Annotated in this window: 1 protein-coding gene; it reads left to right on the forward strand. The window is 65.6% G+C overall.

Annotation, left to right across the window (positions count from 1 at the left end; genetic code table 11):
* The first annotated feature begins 97 nt into the window (after positions 1 to 97).
* Positions 98 to 1,062, forward strand: a protein-coding gene (locus tag J2Y49_RS32375; RefSeq protein ID WP_310119883.1) for an IS630 family transposase whose coding sequence is annotated in 2 segments (ribosomal slippage) — positions 98 to 449 and positions 449 to 1,062 — 966 coding nt in all. Because the reading frame shifts where the segments join, the coding sequence is not laid out codon by codon here.
* The last annotated feature ends 11 nt before the right edge of the window (positions 1,063 to 1,073 follow it).

Below are 1,073 nucleotides of genomic sequence, written 5' to 3' on the forward strand. Positions count from 1 at the left end.
TAGAGCGTTCTCAGGTTGCCTGGAATCGCTGAGGGGGATTCCCTTTGCCGCCGTAGCATGATTCGCTGCTCCTGGATTTCCGGTCTGGGGGTTAGCGATGGCATGGCGTCAGGGACAGAGCTATTCGGACGATCTTCGGTCTCGGGTTCTGGCGGCGGTTGATGGCGGCATGGCCGTGCGCGCTGCCGCCTCGGTGTTCCAGGTCAGCATCTCCTACATCTACAAGGCGCTGATCCGACGCCGGACCACCGGCGAGACGGCGGCCAACCGGTCGCGCGGCCACCGCCCCCGCAAGCTGACGCCAGAGCAGGAGACCGCGCTTGCGGCCCATCTGCGGACACACTCGGATATGACGCTGGCGGCCATGCAGACGTGGCTGGAGAGCGAGCATGGCGTCCGGCTGAGCAGCGGCGCGCTGTGGACGGCCATAGATCGGCTTGGGCTGACGCTCAAAAAAAGACACTCAAGGCGAGCGAGCAGGACCGACCGGACGTCGCGGCCCGTCGACGGGTTTGGCGGGCGGCCCAGCCCTTCGTCGATGCCGACCGCCTCGTCTTTATCGACGAAACCGGCGCCTCCACGAAGATGACTCGGCTCTACGGCCGGGCGCCGCGCGGCCAGAGGCTGATTGCCTCGGCGCCTTTCGGGCACTGGAAGACCACGACCTTCGTGGCCGCGCTGAGACGTGACGGCCTGACCGCGCCGATGGTGCTCGACGGGCCGATGACCGGAGCGGCCTTCCTCGCCTACGTCCAGCAGGGGCTGATCCCAACCTTGCGGCACGGCGACATCGTCGTGCTCGACAATCTGCCCGCCCACAAGACCGCCGAGGTCCGCGCCGCCATCCAAGCGTCCGGCGCCCAACTCTTCCTGCTGCCGCCCTACAGCCCCGACCTCAATCCCATCGAGATGGCCTTCGCCAAGCTTAAGACCCTGCTGCGTCAAGCCAAAGAGCGAACAGTCGATGGCCTCTGGCGTCGTATCGGCCAACTCCTTGACCACTTCAAGCCGGACGAGTGCGCCAACTACTTCCGCGCCGCAGGGTATGGAGACTCATTCTGAAAATGCTCTAG

This window comes from Azospirillum sp. BE72 (assembly GCF_031455875.1).
Taxonomy (GTDB): domain Bacteria; phylum Pseudomonadota; class Alphaproteobacteria; order Azospirillales; family Azospirillaceae; genus Azospirillum.